The sequence below is a fragment of the Methanomassiliicoccales archaeon genome, from assembly GCA_038850735.1.
In the GTDB taxonomy this organism is placed as follows: Archaea; Thermoplasmatota; Thermoplasmata; order Methanomassiliicoccales; family JACIVX01; genus JACIVX01.
The window spans coordinates 44,242-63,190 of sequence record JAWCLO010000008.1; the positions used below are offsets into that span (position 1 = coordinate 44,242).

General features: G+C 41.2%; 19 protein-coding genes, 1 tRNA gene and 1 riboswitch. Of the genes, 8 read left to right on the plus strand and 12 right to left on the minus strand.

Translation table 11 applies throughout. The features are described 5' to 3' along the window. Positions 1-7 precede the first annotated feature (7 nt). Positions 8-313, plus strand: a complete 306-nt coding sequence (locus QW087_06095; GenBank protein ID MEM2944290.1) for a hypothetical protein — start codon at positions 8-10, stop codon at positions 311-313. On the opposite strand, the gene QW087_06100 is transcribed toward QW087_06095, so the two are convergent. The 11 genes from QW087_06100 to QW087_06150 all read right to left on the minus strand — a co-directional run bounded on the left by QW087_06100 (position 310) and on the right by QW087_06150 (position 12,348). Beyond that, positions 310-1,677 carry a radical SAM protein gene (locus QW087_06100; GenBank protein MEM2944291.1) on the minus strand — a complete coding sequence of 456 codons (1,368 nt, stop codon included), beginning with the start codon at positions 1,675-1,677 and terminating at the stop codon, positions 310-312. The genes QW087_06095 and QW087_06100 overlap by 4 nt on opposite strands. 192 nt (positions 1,678-1,869) lie before the next feature. Continuing rightward, a complete protein-coding gene (locus QW087_06105; GenBank protein MEM2944292.1) occupies positions 1,870-2,328 on the minus strand; it encodes a hypothetical protein in 459 nt (152 codons plus the stop codon). 10 nt (positions 2,329-2,338) lie between these two features. Continuing rightward, positions 2,339-3,457: a uroporphyrinogen decarboxylase family protein gene (locus QW087_06110; protein MEM2944293.1), complete on the minus strand. Its 1,119-nt coding sequence runs from the start codon at positions 3,455-3,457 to the stop codon at positions 2,339-2,341. Between the two features lie 514 nt (positions 3,458-3,971). After that, positions 3,972-4,421 (minus strand): hypothetical protein, encoded by a 450-nt coding sequence (locus QW087_06115; GenBank protein MEM2944294.1) that lies wholly within the window; start codon positions 4,419-4,421, stop codon positions 3,972-3,974. 18 nt (positions 4,422-4,439) lie between these two features. Next, positions 4,440-4,862 carry a hypothetical protein gene (locus QW087_06120; protein MEM2944295.1) on the minus strand — a complete coding sequence of 141 codons (423 nt, stop codon included), beginning with the start codon at positions 4,860-4,862 and terminating at the stop codon, positions 4,440-4,442. Between the two features lie 52 nt (positions 4,863-4,914). Next, on the minus strand, positions 4,915-5,094 hold the full coding sequence (locus tag QW087_06125) for a hypothetical protein (GenBank protein MEM2944296.1): 180 nt from the start codon (positions 5,092-5,094) through the stop codon (positions 4,915-4,917). Between the two features lie 387 nt (positions 5,095-5,481). After that, a complete protein-coding gene (locus QW087_06130; GenBank protein MEM2944297.1) occupies positions 5,482-7,314 on the minus strand; it encodes a dynamin family protein in 1,833 nt (610 codons plus the stop codon). Between the two features lie 29 nt (positions 7,315-7,343). Then, a riboswitch (Fluoride riboswitch) is annotated at positions 7,344-7,407 on the minus strand. Positions 7,408-7,627: 220 nt separating this feature from the next. Next, positions 7,628-9,187, minus strand: coding sequence for an MBL fold metallo-hydrolase RNA specificity domain-containing protein (locus QW087_06135; GenBank protein MEM2944298.1), 1,560 nt, complete (start codon positions 9,185-9,187; stop codon positions 7,628-7,630). A gap of 179 nt (positions 9,188-9,366) precedes the next feature. Next, positions 9,367-9,864 carry a hypothetical protein gene (locus tag QW087_06140; protein ID MEM2944299.1) on the minus strand — a complete coding sequence of 166 codons (498 nt, stop codon included), beginning with the start codon at positions 9,862-9,864 and terminating at the stop codon, positions 9,367-9,369. Positions 9,865-10,782: 918 nt separating this feature from the next. After that, positions 10,783-10,893: transfer RNA gene (locus QW087_06145), tRNA-Leu, on the minus strand. Positions 10,894-11,013: 120 nt separating this feature from the next. Then, positions 11,014-12,348 (minus strand): cyclic 2,3-diphosphoglycerate synthase, encoded by a 1,335-nt coding sequence (locus tag QW087_06150; GenBank protein ID MEM2944300.1) that lies wholly within the window; start codon positions 12,346-12,348, stop codon positions 11,014-11,016. Positions 12,349-12,559: 211 nt separating this feature from the next. Here QW087_06150 and QW087_06155 point away from each other — a divergent pair, with 211 nt between their 5' ends. The 3 genes from QW087_06155 (at position 12,560) to QW087_06165 (ending at position 14,197) form a co-directional block, all read left to right on the plus strand. Further along, positions 12,560-12,952: a hypothetical protein gene (locus QW087_06155; GenBank protein MEM2944301.1), complete on the plus strand. Its 393-nt coding sequence runs from the start codon at positions 12,560-12,562 to the stop codon at positions 12,950-12,952. A 243-nt stretch (positions 12,953-13,195) separates the two neighbouring features. Beyond that, on the plus strand, positions 13,196-13,387 hold the full coding sequence (locus QW087_06160; GenBank protein MEM2944302.1) for a CooT family nickel-binding protein: 192 nt from the start codon (positions 13,196-13,198) through the stop codon (positions 13,385-13,387). Then, positions 13,388-14,197 carry an ArsA-related P-loop ATPase gene (locus tag QW087_06165; protein ID MEM2944303.1) on the plus strand — a complete coding sequence of 270 codons (810 nt, stop codon included), beginning with the start codon at positions 13,388-13,390 and terminating at the stop codon, positions 14,195-14,197. It begins immediately after the preceding gene. On the opposite strand, the gene QW087_06170 is transcribed toward QW087_06165, so the two are convergent. Next, positions 14,184-14,966, minus strand: coding sequence for an enoyl-CoA hydratase-related protein (locus tag QW087_06170; GenBank protein ID MEM2944304.1), 783 nt, complete (start codon positions 14,964-14,966; stop codon positions 14,184-14,186). The two genes, QW087_06165 and QW087_06170, sit on opposite strands and share 14 nt — an antisense overlap. Positions 14,967-15,353: 387 nt before the next feature. On the opposite strand from QW087_06170, the gene QW087_06175 reads away from it, so the two are divergent. From QW087_06175 to QW087_06190, 4 genes are all read left to right on the plus strand, one after another. Continuing rightward, on the plus strand, positions 15,354-15,890 hold the full coding sequence (locus tag QW087_06175; GenBank protein ID MEM2944305.1) for a PadR family transcriptional regulator: 537 nt from the start codon (positions 15,354-15,356) through the stop codon (positions 15,888-15,890). After that, positions 15,887-16,894, plus strand: coding sequence for an ATP-binding cassette domain-containing protein (locus QW087_06180; protein MEM2944306.1), 1,008 nt, complete (start codon positions 15,887-15,889; stop codon positions 16,892-16,894). The genes QW087_06175 and QW087_06180 overlap by 4 nt, the downstream gene beginning before the upstream one ends. Then, positions 16,895-17,758: an ABC transporter permease gene (locus tag QW087_06185; GenBank protein ID MEM2944307.1), complete on the plus strand. Its 864-nt coding sequence runs from the start codon at positions 16,895-16,897 to the stop codon at positions 17,756-17,758. Between the two features lie 212 nt (positions 17,759-17,970). Next, complete coding sequence (locus QW087_06190; protein ID MEM2944308.1) at positions 17,971-18,906, plus strand: ACT domain-containing protein; 936 nt, start codon at positions 17,971-17,973, stop codon at positions 18,904-18,906. Positions 18,907-18,949 lie beyond the last annotated feature (43 nt).

The window sequence follows — 18,949 nt, forward strand, 5'->3', positions numbered from 1 at the left end:
TGAGGAGATGGTATTGACTCCGCATATGAGGCAACTCGGTGTTACTCCAGATCTCTTGAAGACAACAAAGAGGGTAACTTGTCCTCGGTGTGGTCGTGAATTCAGCCTCTTTCAATCCAGAGCTATCGCCTGTAGAGGGTGCAGAAGGGCAGCGACGACGTGCGAGCTGGCACGATGCCCATTTTGTGATTTCGAATTTCCACTGCAACAGCTCATTGTTTCGAATCAGCAAAGGCAGCGAGAAATCTCAGCCTACATGAACAAAATCGTTAGTGATTATCATCATAGCGTTGGAAAGAAAACCTCGCGTTAACCTTTTCCATATTTTGAGAATATCTCATGCCGATAGAGCGTCTTTCCCGTGATGCTGTTTATGTTGAAAAGACAGAAGGGGATCAACCGACCATCCGGCGTGACCGTGTGGATACAACAATTTTTCAATCGCTCCGTTTCGACATTCCATACATCCTGAAATGGCATCGTTGAGACTGTGAGATAGTGAGTTTTCGCACGCTGAATGAAACCCATCCATGTACCATCAAGATCTTCTTCGCTGCTGCTGGCCAAGGAATCTTCGATGTATCGCCATAAATCACATATTTCCTGCCTCGTTTTTCTTGCAATTTCGCTCGTTTCTCTTGGAGGGCCGAGTGCTCTTTGAGTTAATGGGAAGAGTGTACCATCCTCAAGCAGTACAGACATCGACTTTGCGTCGCAGTGAACATTCGCGCAGGATGTTGGAATGAAGTTGTCGGCTCTCAACTCCCCCTTCGTTTGTTCCTCTATTGCCCTCAATAAGTCCGGCAAAACAACATGGTCTTCTTCGCCGGGAGCTGAGGGATACCTTCCAAAATAACTAAGAGGTTGGAAATGCACACCCTTTACAGTGGGTATCCATTTCTTTGCAAATTGAATCACATCGCCGATCTGATGAAAATTAATATCGCGCGATACAACTGTTACAAGAGTAACTCCCATTCCCACTTCTTTGCAATTCTCGAGCGCTTTAACTTTTGTGACAAGAAGGTCCCTGCCACAGGTTTTCACAAACACGTCGCCGGTCACTCCATCGAATGAGAAATAAAGCGAATCAACCCCTGCCTCTTTTATAGCTCGAAGATAACTGATGTCTTCCGCAAGACGTATACCATTCGTATTGATCTCTATGTAATCCACTCCCATTTTCTTACCAATCTTGACAATCTCAGGTAAATCGTCTCTAATAGTAGGTTCTCCCCCACTTATTTGGACTGCAATAGGATGTTTCACATACTCTATAATGTATCTGAACATTTTCTCTATTTCATCCAGCGATGGATGAAAGCGATAACGCTCGTTTGCACTGGCAAAGCATATTGGACACCTGAGATTGCACCCATTGGTAACCTCGAGAACCACTAAACAGGTATGCTGAACATGATCAGGACATAATCCGCACACCTCTGGACACATGCCTTTGTTTTGAATCGCAATTCTCTCTGGTTTTGATTTAACGCATGAGTAACGTTCCAGATCTTTGTAATCAGTTACGCCACGCCAAATGAGAACTTTGTATGTCCCATGCTCTGGACAAGTCTTCACAAGATACACCTTATCAGACTCTGCAATTTTTTCAGCTGGAATTGTTTTCAGACATACTGGGCAAAGGCTTTCTGTTTTCCCGATGAGCTCACTCATATATACACCGACGGAGGTGCTGTATGGTATAGTTGAATTTCTAATTTTCCAATAAAGAAATTATACTCTATCGATTACGTAAGATGAAGAACACAAGTATCCGAGATGCATCTAAAATACAATGAAAGATTTACGGACCTTAGATTTCTTTATATGAAAATAGGAGAGGCCGCATACGCGGCCAAAAAAAACTTAGGCGCGTTTCTTCTCGAAGAGACCCTCAACAGCTGCAAGGGTTTTTGTTGCCAAATACTCTTCAACCCAAGAATCATTGCACTTAGGACAGACTACGGCGGGACCGTTTCTCGTCACCTGCATATAGGTCATTTCTACATGGCCATACATCGCAGGAGCATTGCAGTGAGCACATACCCAGTCACTCTTATCGGTTGCGTTCACGATCTTGCCCAAGGCAAGTCTGTGAGAGTAAGCCGACTTAACAGTTGCATGCTTTCTGATGAGTCCCTTTTCTAGATCATAATCCACGTAGATTGTAGCTTCGCCTATTCTTTTCTTTGCAATGTTTCGACCGTTCGCGACTATTTTCTTGTTTGAAGACTCCGCCGTCTCAATGACATCCTTTACGTCGGCCTCTTTTATACCTCTCTTTGCAATCAATTCCATGACTTCATTTGGTATTGTGATTTCCATTTCTCTCACCTCACCATGTCCCATAAGTACCATAGTCCCTGGCCGCTTTAACCAGAGCTAGGAGATTACCGGGAATCGTATACGGCGGCGTCTCACAAGAAGTACCGAGAATGTAGCCCTTCGGGCTATCACGACCTGCAAGTATCTGCGCCTTAGCTTGCTCATAGACTACCTTTGGATTGGGATTGATCATGAGCTTGGTATCAACCGATCCCATAATTGTTGTGCGGTTTCCAAATTCCTCTTTCAGCAGTTGTGACGGGAACGGCTCTTTTCCATAGTACCCTATATGCAGCACATTGAATGGAGACCAGAATAGCGTATCTTTGAACACCTTGTAATCTGTTTGATGGTTACCGCAGAAGTGATAGAACAGTTGTGGTCCAGCTCCGCCTCTGAATGCTTTGTCGACATAGTACTTCATATAATTCGCTGAGTACTCTTTCACTGCTTCATCTGAGAATATATCGTTGTTAGCGAGTACAGACCCTACAATCAGCATGGCCATCCCAAATTCCTGGGCTAACCCTATCGCACCGTTTACCGAAGTGTCCGTGTACTTCTTAACTAATTTGTGCGCTGCTTCTGGCTCCGTAAATGTCCACATAATAAAGTTTTCTACACCGCAAAGCTCAGCAGCTGCCCCTACCAAATCAAACCCGTAAGATATAGGTACGAGCGTCATTGGAAGATTCTTCTGCACATATTTGTAAATTCTGATGAACTCAGGTAGTGTATAACCCTTCTTAAGTTCATCTACGTCTGGCACATGTATACTGTCCACCTGTCCCGGTTCTGAGATAATGGGTCCCGTTGAAACTGGCGGTAGTGTTTCTTTGTATTCAAGCTTCAATCCCAGTTCACGCACCCACGGCAACGAATAGAACCAGTGCGTCACAGGCAAGAGGTCGTATAAATGCGAAATATACCCGACGCAGTGAATTCCTAGTTCTGGCTTCTCGTAAAAGTCCCTGATTGTAAACCCGCATGCCACCGCTGCATGCGATAGTATGATCGGGTCTACGTCAATTCTGTCGTGTGGTACGTCAACGAACGGGGAAGCAAATCTCTTCGTGGCATTTGCATGCCATTTCATATCCATTCCTGGAAATAGATCTTCGTAGCCCATTGAATACCCCCTGAAAAGATTAGTGCCTTCACGATATTTAAGGATTACTTTATCCGTGATGAAACATTTTTTCAAAAAGGATTGTTAAGATATGTTAATATGCAATATTTTTTCAACAATTTCAAAATAAAGCAACAAAGTTGCATATAATTGCTCAACTTCTATTCCTGAGTATTTGTAAGTCCTGCACCTATCCTTTATATAATTGGAAACAGCTTGATAAAGAAATAATGTGTAGAAACCACACAGTAAACGAAAGGCATCTTATGCAAATCAATTTGCACCGAGATTGAAAACAGTGTCTAGTCAATAATAATCCCTGTCAGTATGATGCACAAGAAATCCCTGATAATTCGTACGATGTTTTGGATGCATGTCAGTAATTCACCAAATGACTTTCATTATTTAATTTGATAATAAATCAAAAGAAACTGAAAACAAAGAATTGTAAGAACAATTCATCAAATTCTATTGAACAAGGATCTAGATTAATTTAAACAGGGAAGCATCGAAATCATTCTTCTTTTCTGAAGAGATATCGCCTTGCGAGCTCATCAAAATTCTCAAGTTCACCAGCGCTCAAATCGAAGGAAATACTTCTCTCTGGAAGAAGATCGTATAATCTGCGTGCTTCTGCTCGCTTCGCCGAATATTTTATCAAAAGCCGTCCTACCCTGTCGAAATCTGCGTACGCATCGAAGCGCTCTACTGCAATTCTCGCATTGATATCCATCAGTTCCCTGTTTTTGGATCTGATCTCCAAGTTTAATTGCCTAAGCAGTAATTCCATATTTTTCTCGGAAATGGCACGAGTCCAATTCTCGACAGCTCTTTCCGCTACCTGCAAGCCAACAGTGAAGCACATATTTATACTTTCGATTTTAGATAACTTGCATTTTCTAGAAACTTGTTTGATAAGATCCTGCAATTCGTCATCAATTGGAATATCGACGGATGCCATCATCTTATAGACACACCCCTTTCAAACGTCGCTGGATTTGTTTTCCAACACCATTCTCATTCTGTCTACGATCTTCTCAAGCATTTCAAGATGGTATTCTATTATTACTTCGTCGTTCGCATACGTAGCTCTAGCAGAACGAATCTCTCGCAATTCATTTAAAGCGATATTAATAGATTTATCAAGTTCGGCTAATCTCATCCTCTTTCCTTCTAGAAATTCTTCTGGTGTAAAACTCGAAAATAGATTTGATCGATCACCTAAGATTTCTATTGCACCTGCCCTTAAGATAAAGTGTGGCGAAAGATCAAACGGAACGTGCATGCCTAACAAACTGTTGAACTTAGAAAATGTTTGAACATCCAGGAGAATGCTCACCACATCACCATATGAGCTTTCGCTGACCCTTTCTTTGCGTTTCCCGAAGAAGTTCAATCTCGCCACACCTCCGTGCTCTTCCCACTTGTGTACTTAAAAAAACGCGTCTGCAGAAACCCTACCAAAATAAATTCAAAATCCATCGAAATTCCTTATCCAGATCCTCTACTATTTTATTAACACTATCAAGCAATCTATTGAATTCCTCCTCAACATCCTCTCCCGACAGGATTCTCTCCCGTGTCTCCTTGATTTTTCCAATAATCAGTTCCCCAGCGGCTTCAACTACAGAGACCATTAGGTTCGCCTTGCCCAACCTTTGACGCAGTGAATGAATAATGCAAATGCCTTATCATTATGATACGATGCCTGTGAATCATACTTTTTCTCCACATTGTTGGCACTAGCCATCTTTGAAATGCTGTTACAACCATTCTCTAACCCTACTGGACCCACGCATCGATAAGCCCCATCGTATAATTGATGCATGAGAACCATTCTAGGTGGAAATGGCCACAATCCGATTTCATAGTTCGTTTTCACATTTGACCATTGCTTGCAAAAGTGCTCATTATGTAAGTGGGAGAAATTTTGATGCATTCTAGACCTTGAAGACCTATTTACTTTTTCCTTGCCTTGATATTTCTCTACTTTCGCTACTCCAATCTGGAAGATCGATACCATATTATCCACCTATGTTGAACTCTGAGTTCATAAAATGGAGCCTTTCGATCGCCTCTTTCACAGCCTCACGAAGTCCCGTCAATTCTTGAAGCTTCGAATTCTTTTCAGATTCAGCTTTTTGTTTGAACATCTCGACCAGTTCAATTGCTCCTTTCATAACGTCCAATGTCATTTGCAGCCTGTTGAGAATTTCACTTTTTATAAGCTTTGTGCCTTCACGAAGTCTGTACGCATAATCATAGCGCAATTTACCAGAGTACTTATCCATTTCATTTGTGACTGCATTGCTCACTCGCTTTCTGAGCGTACGTATGTAAAGCGGCTTCGGGAGAACAAATGGTATTTCCGCTGGAATTATACTTTCATAATCCAATAATCTGACTTCGTCGAAGTATAATCTGCTCTTGCGGATTGGAAACCCCGATTTTTGGTAATCAGGTATCTCGATCTGAAAGATTCTTCCAATTTCTCTTCTGAACTCGTTGATCACTTTTTCAAGTTCGCTTTCCAGAGAAGATGCGATTTCTTGAACTGTCCTTTGCAAGTCCTCTTCCAAGCAATCTAAAATTGGCCGAATTTCATGCTCGATTGACGTTGTGAGAAATTCTTCCATCTTAGATAGTGATTCCTTTTTGCTGCATTTGCAGAATTCATTGTTGAAATAATCATCAATTCGCTCTAGCAAAACAGATGCTTTCTCGCCAATTTGCTGAGAGATCATTTTTTCCACTCTCCTCTCAGCCCGTTCACATTTAGCTAGAATGACGTGATCAACTTCGGAAATCTTGTCTTGAATCATTTCGATTTCCTGCTCAAGCCAGGCTATTTTACCTCGCACTTCATCAATCGGCTGCTGGAGCATTTTCAATTGAATTTCAATTGAAGTCAATAAATCTGAAGAAGTTCTCAGGGCTTTTCTCATAATTGATCTAGCAAATGTGATTCCTTTTTCGTTCAAAAGGAAATCTTTGAGACGACCTGCGAAGTCTTTAAATCCGCTTTTTTCTAATTTATATTCGTCACCGTCACGAAAAGCCAAGAGGGCTAATCTTGAAGATACTGGATAAATTTCCAGGTCATTTCTGTTCAAGCGATCTGCAATCACAGAATTGGAATAAGCTATCGCCTCAGCGATGTCGTTTTCATCGATTAAATCAATTTTATTAATTACAATGAAGATCTTATCTATAATCCCGAGCATTTTCGAAAGAAAAATGATCTCCTCGTTACCAATTGGCGGTTCAACACCAGTGACAAATATTCCAGCGTCGATATTTGGTAGAAATCTATAGGTGCTACTAGTGCTACCATCATGGACAGAACCTATTCCTGGTGTGTCGACGAGCACCACACCTTGTTTTAAGAATTCATTGTTGACGTAAACATGCACTTCAGTCACCCTCTTTTCATTGTTTGGGTTACCTTTTTCTGTGGTGAAAATTCCAAGATCATCAATAGGAATATCAACCGATTCTCCATTTTCAAAAAACACTTTTGCCTGAGTTTCTTTCCCATAGAATAATTTTGTAACAACTGATGTGAGGGGCAATATGCCAGTTACCAAAACCTCAGAACCCAACAATGCATTAATCAATGTGGACTTGCCTCGTTTGAAACTCCCGAGCACCGCGAGGTGAAATCTCTCATTCTCAATATCTTCAATAATGGAATTGATGGATGTTACCAGTGAGTTCCCGCCAATGTGTTCTGAAATCTTTACCATAAGGGAAAGTACATCGACGCAGGAATTCTTCCATTCGTTGAAATCCATAGAGCTTCTCGCAGAGTCCAAAGTCCAATGAGCTTTGCCGTTGAATGCACCACTTGAATCCATAAGCTCACTCTCACCAGATGGTGCGATTGCAAAAAGTAGAAGCTATCAGCCCGCACCTAGCGGTTAAAGGTGAGCTTCATCACCTGTTAGGGCATTAGCAAAAGCTGTTATATATTAATTTCCCGAGAACCCCACTAAATCGACGAGGCAATTTTGTAACCATCGTGAAAGGTTAGTTTTCGAAATGCAGCCCTCATCGATTTAAAATTTATCAATGCAATTTCTGCGAGGCTATACAATCATAGATTCAGTAGCAACTTTACAGTTCACTTTCAAAATTCAATCAATTAACGATGGTAATTTATTCTAATTATCAGAGTTTTTGCTCACAAAGAACGCGATCCAAATCCACTTCGTTATTCTTAGATGGAATGAGGATCTTCTGTTGTTCTAGTCTCAAAAAGTCATTAGGCCTTTTTGTGTGGACCGGAATGACTATCTCAGGATCTATTGCTTCAATGATTTTAAAAATATCATGCTGAGATGCATGACCTGATGCATGATAGCCAGGTTCGATTTCAAATACTGGTTGTTGCCCGTGAAGAGTTTCGCAGACTTTGAACCCTTTGATCTTCATTCTGAACATTTTCAGCCAATTTTTCAGCCTGACGAAATCTATTAGTTGATCCTCTGTATGAGCTTCACTGCTCGAATAGATATAGGTCCCTCCATCAGGTCTAATATCGAGCAATCTGTTCATATCCCAGAACGAAAAGCAGACAATGAAACTCCCAGGATTAACCGCGATCTCCTCTGAATCTATCAAAGCATCTTCATATTTTTCAACGATTTTCTTTTCAAAGCCTTCAATCCTTTTTTTCAGATCTTGATATATGCGTATGCCTTCCAACTGATCACTTCCATGAACGCATGATAGGGCATCTAGGTAATACGCATCTTTCATTAGGACAACGAGTTCCCTGCCGTATTCGGAGGCAATTTTCTTAAACGTTTCTAGGCGCTCGAAATTGCGGGGCGAAAAGTCAGCAACAACTAAATCCTTTTCATCAGCAACGGCAGCTGCGCATTTTTCTCTAACGTCATCTTCACTTACATCCTCACTTGTTGCATCGATGCGCGTGCCCTCGATTATGAGTGCGATGGGATGAAGCTTTTTAGCTTCGCTAATGAACTCCTTCGTCTTGTCAGCGAATCGACCATGCATTCTCAAATCTCCCGAATACACGATCCATCCCAGTGGTGTGTGTATAGCAAAGGCAGAGGCTCCGTAAATTGAATGGTCGACATCAAAATGCCTGAATTCAATGCTAATTTCAGAAGAATCAATGAAATCTGGAGGATATGAGCCTTTTTGCCAGGGGCAAGCAGTCAAGAACTCTTCAAGTTTTTTCGATATCGGAGCCGTAACAACCAGACTTCTCGTAAGAAACGGTTTTTTTCTTTCACTCACCAAAAGCCTTCCGTTGCAGCAACGTTTTCTCATCCCAGAATACATGATCTCATGTTCGATTCGATGGCTGTCACAATCTCTCAGGCATTTCAAGATCGCATATGTCATTGGACTTCCAATTAGTGGAATTTCCATATTGAGCATGGGAATCATTCCTACGTGATCTAAATGAGCATGGGAGGCAAACACAGCATTTACTCTTAACTTTCGAAAATCAGAAATATCGATGTCCGCTGGGATAAGATCATCTCTATATACGTTGACTTTTGGCAACTGCCCAGTACAGAGATAATCATAGATACCTCTCCCAGTACGAGGCGCAAGGAATTCCTCATAATATTTTCCTAGTTTCTCATAATTTATGCCGAAATCTAAGAGTACGCCATAATCATCACATTCAAGAAAGATCTTGTTCCCACCTATCGTATCGCATCCATCATAAACAGTTAACTTAACGCTCAAGGATCCCTCCCCATATTTTGAATGAGACTTTTTAATTATCAGACTTTCGACTGATATTTATGTTAGATTTTCTATACAATAAATCTTGCATATGCGACTACATGGTTCAAATGAAAAATATGAACAATTGCCTATTATGGAATGATACTGTTAATCCAAGAAATCGTGTAAGTCTTATGCTACGCCACGATATGACCAGTAATAAGAATTGTTTTTCCGCACTTTGAGCACTTGTGATCTTTTGAAATATTTTTCTTTAATATCCCAAAGTTAGGAGACCTCTTTATAATAACGCTGCAACATTCCGCGCAATATGTATATTGATACCTTACGTCCGGAACATTCCCGAGATATACATATTCAATTCCAACCATTTTGGCGATTTTGTATGCGTTTTCCAGTATTCTCAAATCGGTCGGTGGCTTATCATATTCATATGCCGGGAAATACCCTGTAAAGTACAGTGGAATCGAGGTAACTCCAAACTTGATGTGATTATCGATGACTGTTAGGATGGAGCAGTCGTCGTCTTTTATACCAGTAACAAGAAGATTGTCAACTTCAACATGCAGAACAAGCTTTATTGATCGATAGATATTTCTCCACACGTATTCCTCGCTGATGCCACCACAGTATTTCTTATAGACTTCTCTGTCTCCCTTTACATCTATCTTCATCGCGGATAACCCTGCATTTATTAGAGCATCAAGGGCTTGTTTGGTGATATAACCGTTCGAAACGTAGCGACAATATAAGTTTCGAGTTTTCGCCAAATCAAAAGTATCAAGAGTCCATTCTGTGAGTAGTGTTGGTTAATGAATACTCCCGCAAAGACCGTGTTCCCCTCTCAAAATAGTTGAATTAATAATGTCTTCTGGCGAAGTATATCTGTCGATCTCAGGGATAGGAGCTCTCCCTGAGACATAGTTTTGACACTTGGGGCATGCAAAATTACAAAACCGTGTTGAAAACGTGAAAGCACTTGAATCAGGATAATAATGGTAAAAGGGTTTAATCTCAATCGGTCTACCTTCAACCGCGCTCAAATTTCCGTAATCCAAACTGAATAACTTGCCATCAATATTCAATCTTGTCTGGCAGAATCCTTTCTCATTCAACTTGATTTTACACCGACGTTCGCATAACTCGCACCTAAGACTTTTTCTCCTGCCATTGTTGAAAAAATTAGATTCTTTTATGACGTCGCTATGGTGCTTACTTTGGCAGGGATCGGTGCTACGAGATTTCTCACATTTCACATTATGTCTTCTTTCACTTCATCTCGGTAAATAAATTCTGGCCTTCGTAGTCGTCTTAACTTGTACTACTTTCTTGTAATATATGATAATATTTATTAAATTTGCAACATTTTACAATGTTCTTCTGTTGCTGTCTGAAAATCGACCTTTAACAATATCATCTGAAGAATGATTCTGTTCTTGATTTACCAACATGAAGTTCAAAAATAGAGATCGAAAAACTATCGATCAATATTCATCTATATTTTTCAACGCGAAATTTTCGAAAATGCAGGTCTAGGCCGACAACGATGGCAATAGCCATTTATTTGTGATGGAGATGCCACGTATGTTGAGTGCGGGGGGAGGGATTTGAACCCTCGGACCCCTTCGGGACAGAATGTCTTCCGATAGCGATGCGCATTCGACTTAAGTCCTGCGCTTTTGGCCAAGCTTAGCTACCCCCGCTATTCCATATTTATGAAATTAGCCCTTGGTCAGGCGATATTTAGAGAAGTATTTCATCCTTTTGAGAATATTCGAGCAGCCCATTATTCCAACATTCGGTCAAAATCATGAATCAGACCGTCAAACCAACTTCAGCGTAGGACCGAGTTTCGCCACTATCAATTCTTCGATCGTTGGCCGCCCGATTTCACAAAGTTCATACTTCACCCTTACAAGGGGTTTGTTTACATTCATCACTCTTTCTAGATTCACTGGTGTACCTGAAACAACCACGTCACAATCTGCTTGATTGATCGTTTCCTCTAATTCTTTAATCTGATTTTTGCCATAACCCATCGCCGGCAAGAAATTCCCGATATGTGAATAATCCCTGAAAGTCTGTCTTATTGAGCCAACTGCATATGGACGAGGATCAATAATTTCCCGAGCACCAAAGTCCTCCGCAGCAATCATTCCGGCACCGTATTTCATTCCACCGTGTGTAACTGTCGGACCGTCCTCAACGACCAAGACACGTTTCCCGCGAATTAGACCAGGATCCTCGACGGAAATAGGTGATGCAGCCTCAATTATGATGACGTCTGGATTAAGTATTTTGACATTTTCGCGTACTTTTAGAATATCCTGACGATCTGCTGTTTGGACTTTATTTATTATGACGATGTCAGCCAGTCTCACATTTGTCTCACCTGGATGAAAGGTAAGTTCGTGACCAGCCCTGTGGGGATCCGCAACAACAATATGAAGGTCGGATTTGAAAAAAGGGAGATCGTTATTGCCACCATCCCACACTATGACGTCAGCATCCTGGCTTGCTTGCTGCAATATGCGAGCATAATCCACCCCAGCATATACAATAATACCCATGTCAATAAGAGGTTCGTATTCCTCCCTTTCTTCTATCGTGCACTCTTGTAAATCAAGATCGTCATAACTTGCGAATCTTTGTACGATTTGTTTCTTTAAATCACCATAGGGCATTGGATGTCTCACTGCTACGACCTTAAGTCCTTTAGACTTCAAAATCGTACAGATTTTTCGTGTCGTCTGGCTCTTACCTGAACCAGTTCGAACAGCGCAGACACTAATCACAGGGACTTTCGATTTCAAGACTATTTTTGAGTTTCCCATCAATCGAAAATCTGCTCCTGCGGCTAATACCAGGGAAGCTTTATGCATTAGGTCTATGTGTGAAATATCGCTATATGCAAAAATTACTTGCTCGACGGCGAATTCCTTTATAAGTTTGGGTAATAAATCCTCAGGATAAATTGGAATTCCATTTGGATATAGATTTCCTGTTACCTCACCAGGATATACTCTTTCATCTATATTTGGTATTTGAGCCGCTGTAAAGGCTACAACATCATAAGCTGGATTATCTCTGAAGTAGGTATTGAAATTATGAAAGTCACGACCTGCTGCCCCCATGATAATAACTCTTGTTCGTTCCATTCTAACACTCCCTCATCCATAGCACTAATCCAAAGAAATGCCCTCCGAGTAGATGATTCTAATAGGTAAGAACTGAAATAATCATATATGATTCTTCCATAAAAGCTGTCATCGATAATCAGATACGCGATGATGGGGGCCCGTATTCTTACTGTTGGACCCATTCCGGAGTTGGAAAGGTATGTGTATGATTAAATTCATCTGGTAATCGATGAATTATCGTATACCCCCTGAAGAAATCCTCTCAGAGGTTATAAAGGGAATTCTTAATGATCGGTCAGTAATCAATTCGCAAAAAGCTCTGTCAAAATATGTAAATGATGTCCTGAAGAGTATAAATCCAGAATATACCGCTACTGAAGGAAGAATTAGAAGGACACTTATCAATAATGCTCTTGGAAAGATCGAGATTCATGCGAGGGAAAGTGACGAAAGAAGTAAAGCGGGTCGTTGCCCCGTTTGTAGTTCTAAGATGATTAGAATCAGGAATCAAACGATATTCGGGGGGACAGTAACCCTAGGGTACAAATGCCTGAAATGTCCTTACTGGACCGGAATTAGAAAAAGGGTCCCAATTCGCTACATTTTCTTTGGAAAAATGTAAGAAAGAGAGACATGAGGATTTAAGGGGGTTTTTCCGTTGTTTTGCAGAGCTATTATGAAGAATAACCTTTGGTCCACAAAATTACAATACATCTGACAAGTGTTTAATTGACACAGCTCCCATTATCGCCGCTTCAATTATATTCCGAAGGCCAGAATGAAACTGGATCCGTATTCTTTACGGCAATATCTTTTTTCTGCCATGCAATAAAAAGTAAATATCCTGCAATCTGATCACGCATATATGTGTGAATCATCAGTATTTTTGGAAGAGAGGGGTGAAGTAAAGGAAGTCATGAAAGATGTTACGAGAATTGTGATGGATGGTCAGACTGTTGTTTGTATTAATATCATTGGAGAAAGACTGACTTTGGAAGGTGTGGTCCTCAAAGAGGCAAATCTCTTGAGTCATGGAGTCGTGTTTAAGAGGGTCTAGATGGCATTGAAAATTGCGGTTTCTGGCAAGGGGGGAGTGGGTAAGACCACGGTAGCGGGAATATTGGCGAGACTTTACGGAAGAGAAGGTAAGGAGGTATTGGTTTTGGATGCGGATCCGGCGTCGAACCTTGCCAGTGTCGTAGGCGTGGATAAAGAGGTGCAAAAGAAAATAACGCCACTCTCTCAGATGCTTGATCTTATAGAAGAAAGAACAGGCGTACGACCTGGTTCAAGTTATGGTGGCGTTTTTTCTATTAATCCAAAGGTGGATGACATTGCATCCAGGTATGCCGTTGAAGGAAAAGATGGGGTACGACTTCTTGTTCTAGGAACTATAAGCACAGGCGGTAGCGGATGTTTTTGCCCTGAAAGTGCGCTGTTGAAAAATCTAGTAAGATACCTCGTCTTGGAAAGAAATCAGTATCTTATTATGGACATGGAGGCAGGATTGGAACATCTCGGCAGGGCAAGTTCGAAAAATATGGATGTCATGCTTGTGGTGGTCGAACCGGGAATGAGATCGGTAGAAACAGCTGGAAGGATCAAAACGCTGGCATCTCAAATTGGAATAAAAAGAATGATGGCAGTTTTGAACAAAATTTCATCTGAAACGGAAAAGCAAAAACTACAGCAGGAAATGGAAAATCTTGAACTCTCTGTAGCTACGACTATTCCATTTAATAGAATGTTAATCGAAGCTGATCTTATGGGCGTATCGCCACTTGATATAAAAGGGACGGACGATGTTGCGATCGCCGTAAGAAAACTCAAAAAGATATTGGACGAGGTAGAAGCTACTTCCCAGTGAATTTAGCTTCTCGTTTTTCGAGAAATGCCTTCATTCCTTCTTTCTGATCCCCAGTCGAGAAGCACAACGCAAAGCCTTTTGCTTCAAGTGTAAGACCGCTGTCTAAATCAATATTAATTCCTTCATTAATGAGCTGCTTCGCCATTCTAACTGCAATCTGGCCTCTTGAAGCAATCAGTTTTGCAATATTCTTTGCTTCCTCTATCAATTTTTCTGCTGGAACCACTCTATTCACGAGACCAATTCTGTATGCTTCCTGTGCATCGATCATCTCCCCTGTAAAAATCAATTCCTTTGCCTTCATTTTACCGATAAGCCGAGACATCCTCTGGGTTCCACCGAAACCCGGCGGAATTCCTAGCTTCACCTCTGGTTGACCGATTTTAGCCCTTTCAGAAGCAATAACGATGTCGCACGCCATCAACAATTCGCAACCGCCTCCAAGGGCATAGCCATTTATAGCAGCTATTACGGGTTTCGACATTTTTTCGATATAACGAAAAACACTATTTCCATATTCCGAAAAGCTCTTTGCATCTAAAGGACCGAGAGAGCTCATTTCTGCAATATCAGCCCCTGCCACAAAAGCTTTTTCACCTGCTCCCGTGAGTATCACCACTTTGACTTTCTCATCTTTCTCGCATTTTTCCAAAGCTTCCCTGAGTTCTCGAAGTACAGTTGTACTCAGGGCATTCAAAGCTTTTGGCCTATTGATTGTTATTGTTGCAAACGGCTCTTCTATATCTAAAAGGATACATTCATATGCCATCGCAGATCCTCCAATTAGGCAATACTTTGAGAACCATAAAGCCTTTTAGATCGTATTCGAAATTTTGTATCCTGTGAGTACTTCCAGATTATAAAAAGGAAAACATTAGGAGATGGTATTTTGAGACATTGAATAATTTATCATTGAATAATCTATCAAAAGGGCCAACACAATTGCGAGTTTTTCTCCATTATTAAATTGACTGTTTTTTGTAAATATATCAGAATCTTACAATTTCGCAATTATATGCGGGTACTGGGGATGTAAGCTTCTTATAGTTGTGCCCTATTAAGTTCCGCAAAACTTAATGAAAATCAGAATTCAAAACTTTGCAGCCGACATGCAACTTATCAAATGGATTGCACCTGGAAAGAGGTGGCAAGAACGATGATTGGAAAAACGTATTATTATAAAGATAAGAAAATAAGCCCCTTGCAACTCGTCATGCTGATTGCACTACGGGAGAAGCCTATGTACGGGTACGAAATTCTAAAAAGAATAAGAGAAGATTTCAAAAATCTATGGAATCCCCAGACAGGATCGATTTATCCAGCACTCAAAAGACTTGAAAATCATGGGCTAATCGAGTCGGAGGTTGCAGGAGAGACGGAATATTATAGACTGACACCTGAAGGAGAGTCCTTTATAAGCCAAACCCTTTCGAAAATTCCCTCTGATATCGAAGTCACTATTTGTTATTTGAACATCCTTGCAAAGGCAGCCGCATCCATTAGAAATGAAACATCCAATGGAAGAATCCTTTCTTTACTCTCTGGATTTGACTTAGAGTCTGAAGATCTTATAGAAAAATTTGAAAAGCTAACTGCAATAAGAGAGGCCCTGCTCTCAAAGCTCATCAACGTCCAGGAAGAATTGGAAAACACTCGGAAAATTCTCAAACAAACAGGGGGCGACCTTAGTTGACATCCGTTATTGAAGTCGAAAACCTCGTTAAGATCTTCAATGGATCAGTGCGCGCAGTCGATGGTATTAGTTTCAGTGTGGAGGAAAGTGAAATCTTTGGATTCCTCGGTCCGAACGGAGCCGGTAAAACAACTACAATTTCAATCCTCACAACACTGTTGAAACCTACGAGTGGAAGTGCTCGCATTCTTGGCCATGATGTCTTGAAAGAGGCTTATGAAGTTAGGAAACTCATTGGTCTTGTTCCGCAGGAATTAACGGTCGATGATGACCTAACTGGTCGCGAAAATATGTTGCTCCAGGCAGATTTATATGGCGTTCCGAAGAAGGAGGCTATCGAAAGAGTGGAAGAACTCCTTTCACTTGTGAAGCTTAAGGAAGCGGCAGACAGGCTTGTTAAGACTTATTCTGGTGGAATGAGAAAACGACTAGAACTCGCTGAAGGGTTAATTCACAGACCGTCGATTCTTTTCTTGGACGAGCCTACGCTCGGACTCGACGTTCAAACAAGAGCAGTCATATGGGATTACATCAAAGAACTCAAGAGAAATTACAATATGACGATTTTCATGACAACGCACTATCTTGAAGAGGCAGATGCATTGTGTGATCGCATTGCAATTATCGATCATGGCCGTATTATGGCGCTCGATTCTCCTGAGACCCTCAAGCGATCGATCGGTGGCGATGTTATTGAGATTAGCATAGATGGTGATCCGGAGATCAGCAATTTAATAAAGGAAGTTGATGGGGTTGTGGAGGTTAAAAAGGACGGAGAAGGTTATAGAATTAAGGCCATAAATGGAGAAAAAGTCATCCCATTACTTCTCAAATCGATAGTTGAAAGAGGATACAGCGTCGGCAAAGTGCACCTAGAACGGCCGAACCTAGACCAAGTGTTCCTTGAATACACTGGTAAGTCTCTCAGAGACTCAGAGCACTCAAGTCCTGTTGGAAGGTTCCAGCGTAGGGCTGCTGCTCTTCAAGCGAGGAGGAGAAGATAGATGATTAACGCAAGCTTTCTCAAACAAACCTGGGCACTTACCGTAAGAGAGTTGAAACATTGGTATCGGGTGAAGATTCAGATATTTATGGCTCTACTTCAGCCAATTGTATGGCTCGGACTTTTCGGGCAGGCGTTTCAATTGAACAAGCTCTTCATGCCAACTGATTTGCCACCAGGATCATTCCCTCAACCAGATTTATCGATCATATTTGCCGGAGCACCAGATTATTTCTCATATATGGCTGTGGGAATGTTTGCCGTGATAGTACTGTTCACATGCATGTTCGGTGGAACGTCGATAGTCTGGGATAGAAGATTCGGATTCTTAGATAAGCTTCGCGCATCGCCAATTCCAAGAGGCGTTATTCCTGTGTCGAGAATCGGCTCAACAGTTATAAGGGCAATGATCCAAATGCTCATTGTATTTCTAATTGCGCTTCTCTTCGCATACGTCCCCGGCTTGACAGGATTATCCCTTTCTCCAGATTTCATGGCTATAGACTTTGTAGGGTTGATCGTTGTAATGCTCTTGCTTGCTGTTGCTTTCGCATCGCTTTTCATAACGATTGCCCTTGCGGTCGAAAATCAAGACACACTTTTTGCTGTGATAAATCTATTAAATTTACCTATTATGTTTGCCTCAGCAGCACTGTTCCCGACGACACTCATGCCCGATTGGCTCAAAACTGTTGCGAACTACAATCCACTCACGCTAGCGGTTGATGCGGCAAGAATCTTTGTATTCCACAATCCAAATCCAATATATGGCATCTGGACAGATATCGGTGGGCTGTCGGTCTTCGCTCTTGTTCTTTTGTGTATTAGTATCATAGCGTCGAGGAAGCTGCTTGGTGCTCGCTAAGCTTTTTCCTCTTTCTGCATTTCCAAGGATAAATCTTTGATAAGGACAGAGATTTGTGAATGTCAAGATGTACCGGCAGGCTACAAAAAATTCCAGACTTATTGTTTAAAGGACAATAGATAAGAAACGTCATTCCCAACTCTTTGGATCATATCAAGAGTGGAATGACAAATTTTATCAACGATAATCATATTGGAGGCTCGGGCTTTAGAATGAGACTGTGGGACTTTGGACGACTAAAAGGATCAAAAATAAAGATTAGTGAAAAAATAGGTCAACCATTAGGACTTGTTAATGGGAGCCAGGTTTTCAGCTCAATGTTCAGGTATGATTATAATGGCAGAACTAGCTACGAAATTGTCCTTTCAACATTTGGACCAGAGAATTACCGCGAGATATGTGATGCAACATTCTATATGCTAGACGTCCCAGGCGCTTGTGCTCAGATTGCAAAATTCTTGGGAGATCGCAACATCGATATTCTAAACTCAGTTTCACTTAGCGTAATTTCAAATGTATGTATGATGTGGAAAATGCTAGTCGATCTTAGCTATTACGGAAGCTATGAAACGCTCCTGGAAGAATTCTCAAGGTTGAAACAAGAAGGGTCGCCACTCATAGACAAAGTTGAGGCAATGGAGATCAAACCATCCCATATAAGCGATCGATATACAAAAGGTGTCGTTCCATCGAACACATCGGTTAGGACGCGAACAATGAGAAAAATCCACAGGACACCTTCAATCATCCGCAATGGGGAATTTGAAATTCCATCAGAATATTTGAGAATGATTGAAGGCATATCCGATGGTCAAGTCGTGATGATGGTGGGAGATACGGATGCTTGGGTTCTTTCGATCACATTTCTCAACCCTGAAACAACTCTTGCTGAAATCGATTTCATAATACCAGATAAGCCTGGGGCTATATATGAAGTCACTAGTATACTAGCAAAATACAATATAAATTTGGTTTCAGTTTATACCAAGGTCCTCGTTTACTACGATACAATGACGCTTGAACTTGTGGGGGACATGACAAAATCAGGCACAGATTTAGAGGATCTAAGAAAAGTTCTAGTTGAAAGGATCTCAGCACTCAAGGGAAAGTATGAATTAGTAAAAATAAAAAAAATCGAGATACCATAACATCTGTTTAGTTCTTAACCATCCTCGGATGCTGGACATGATT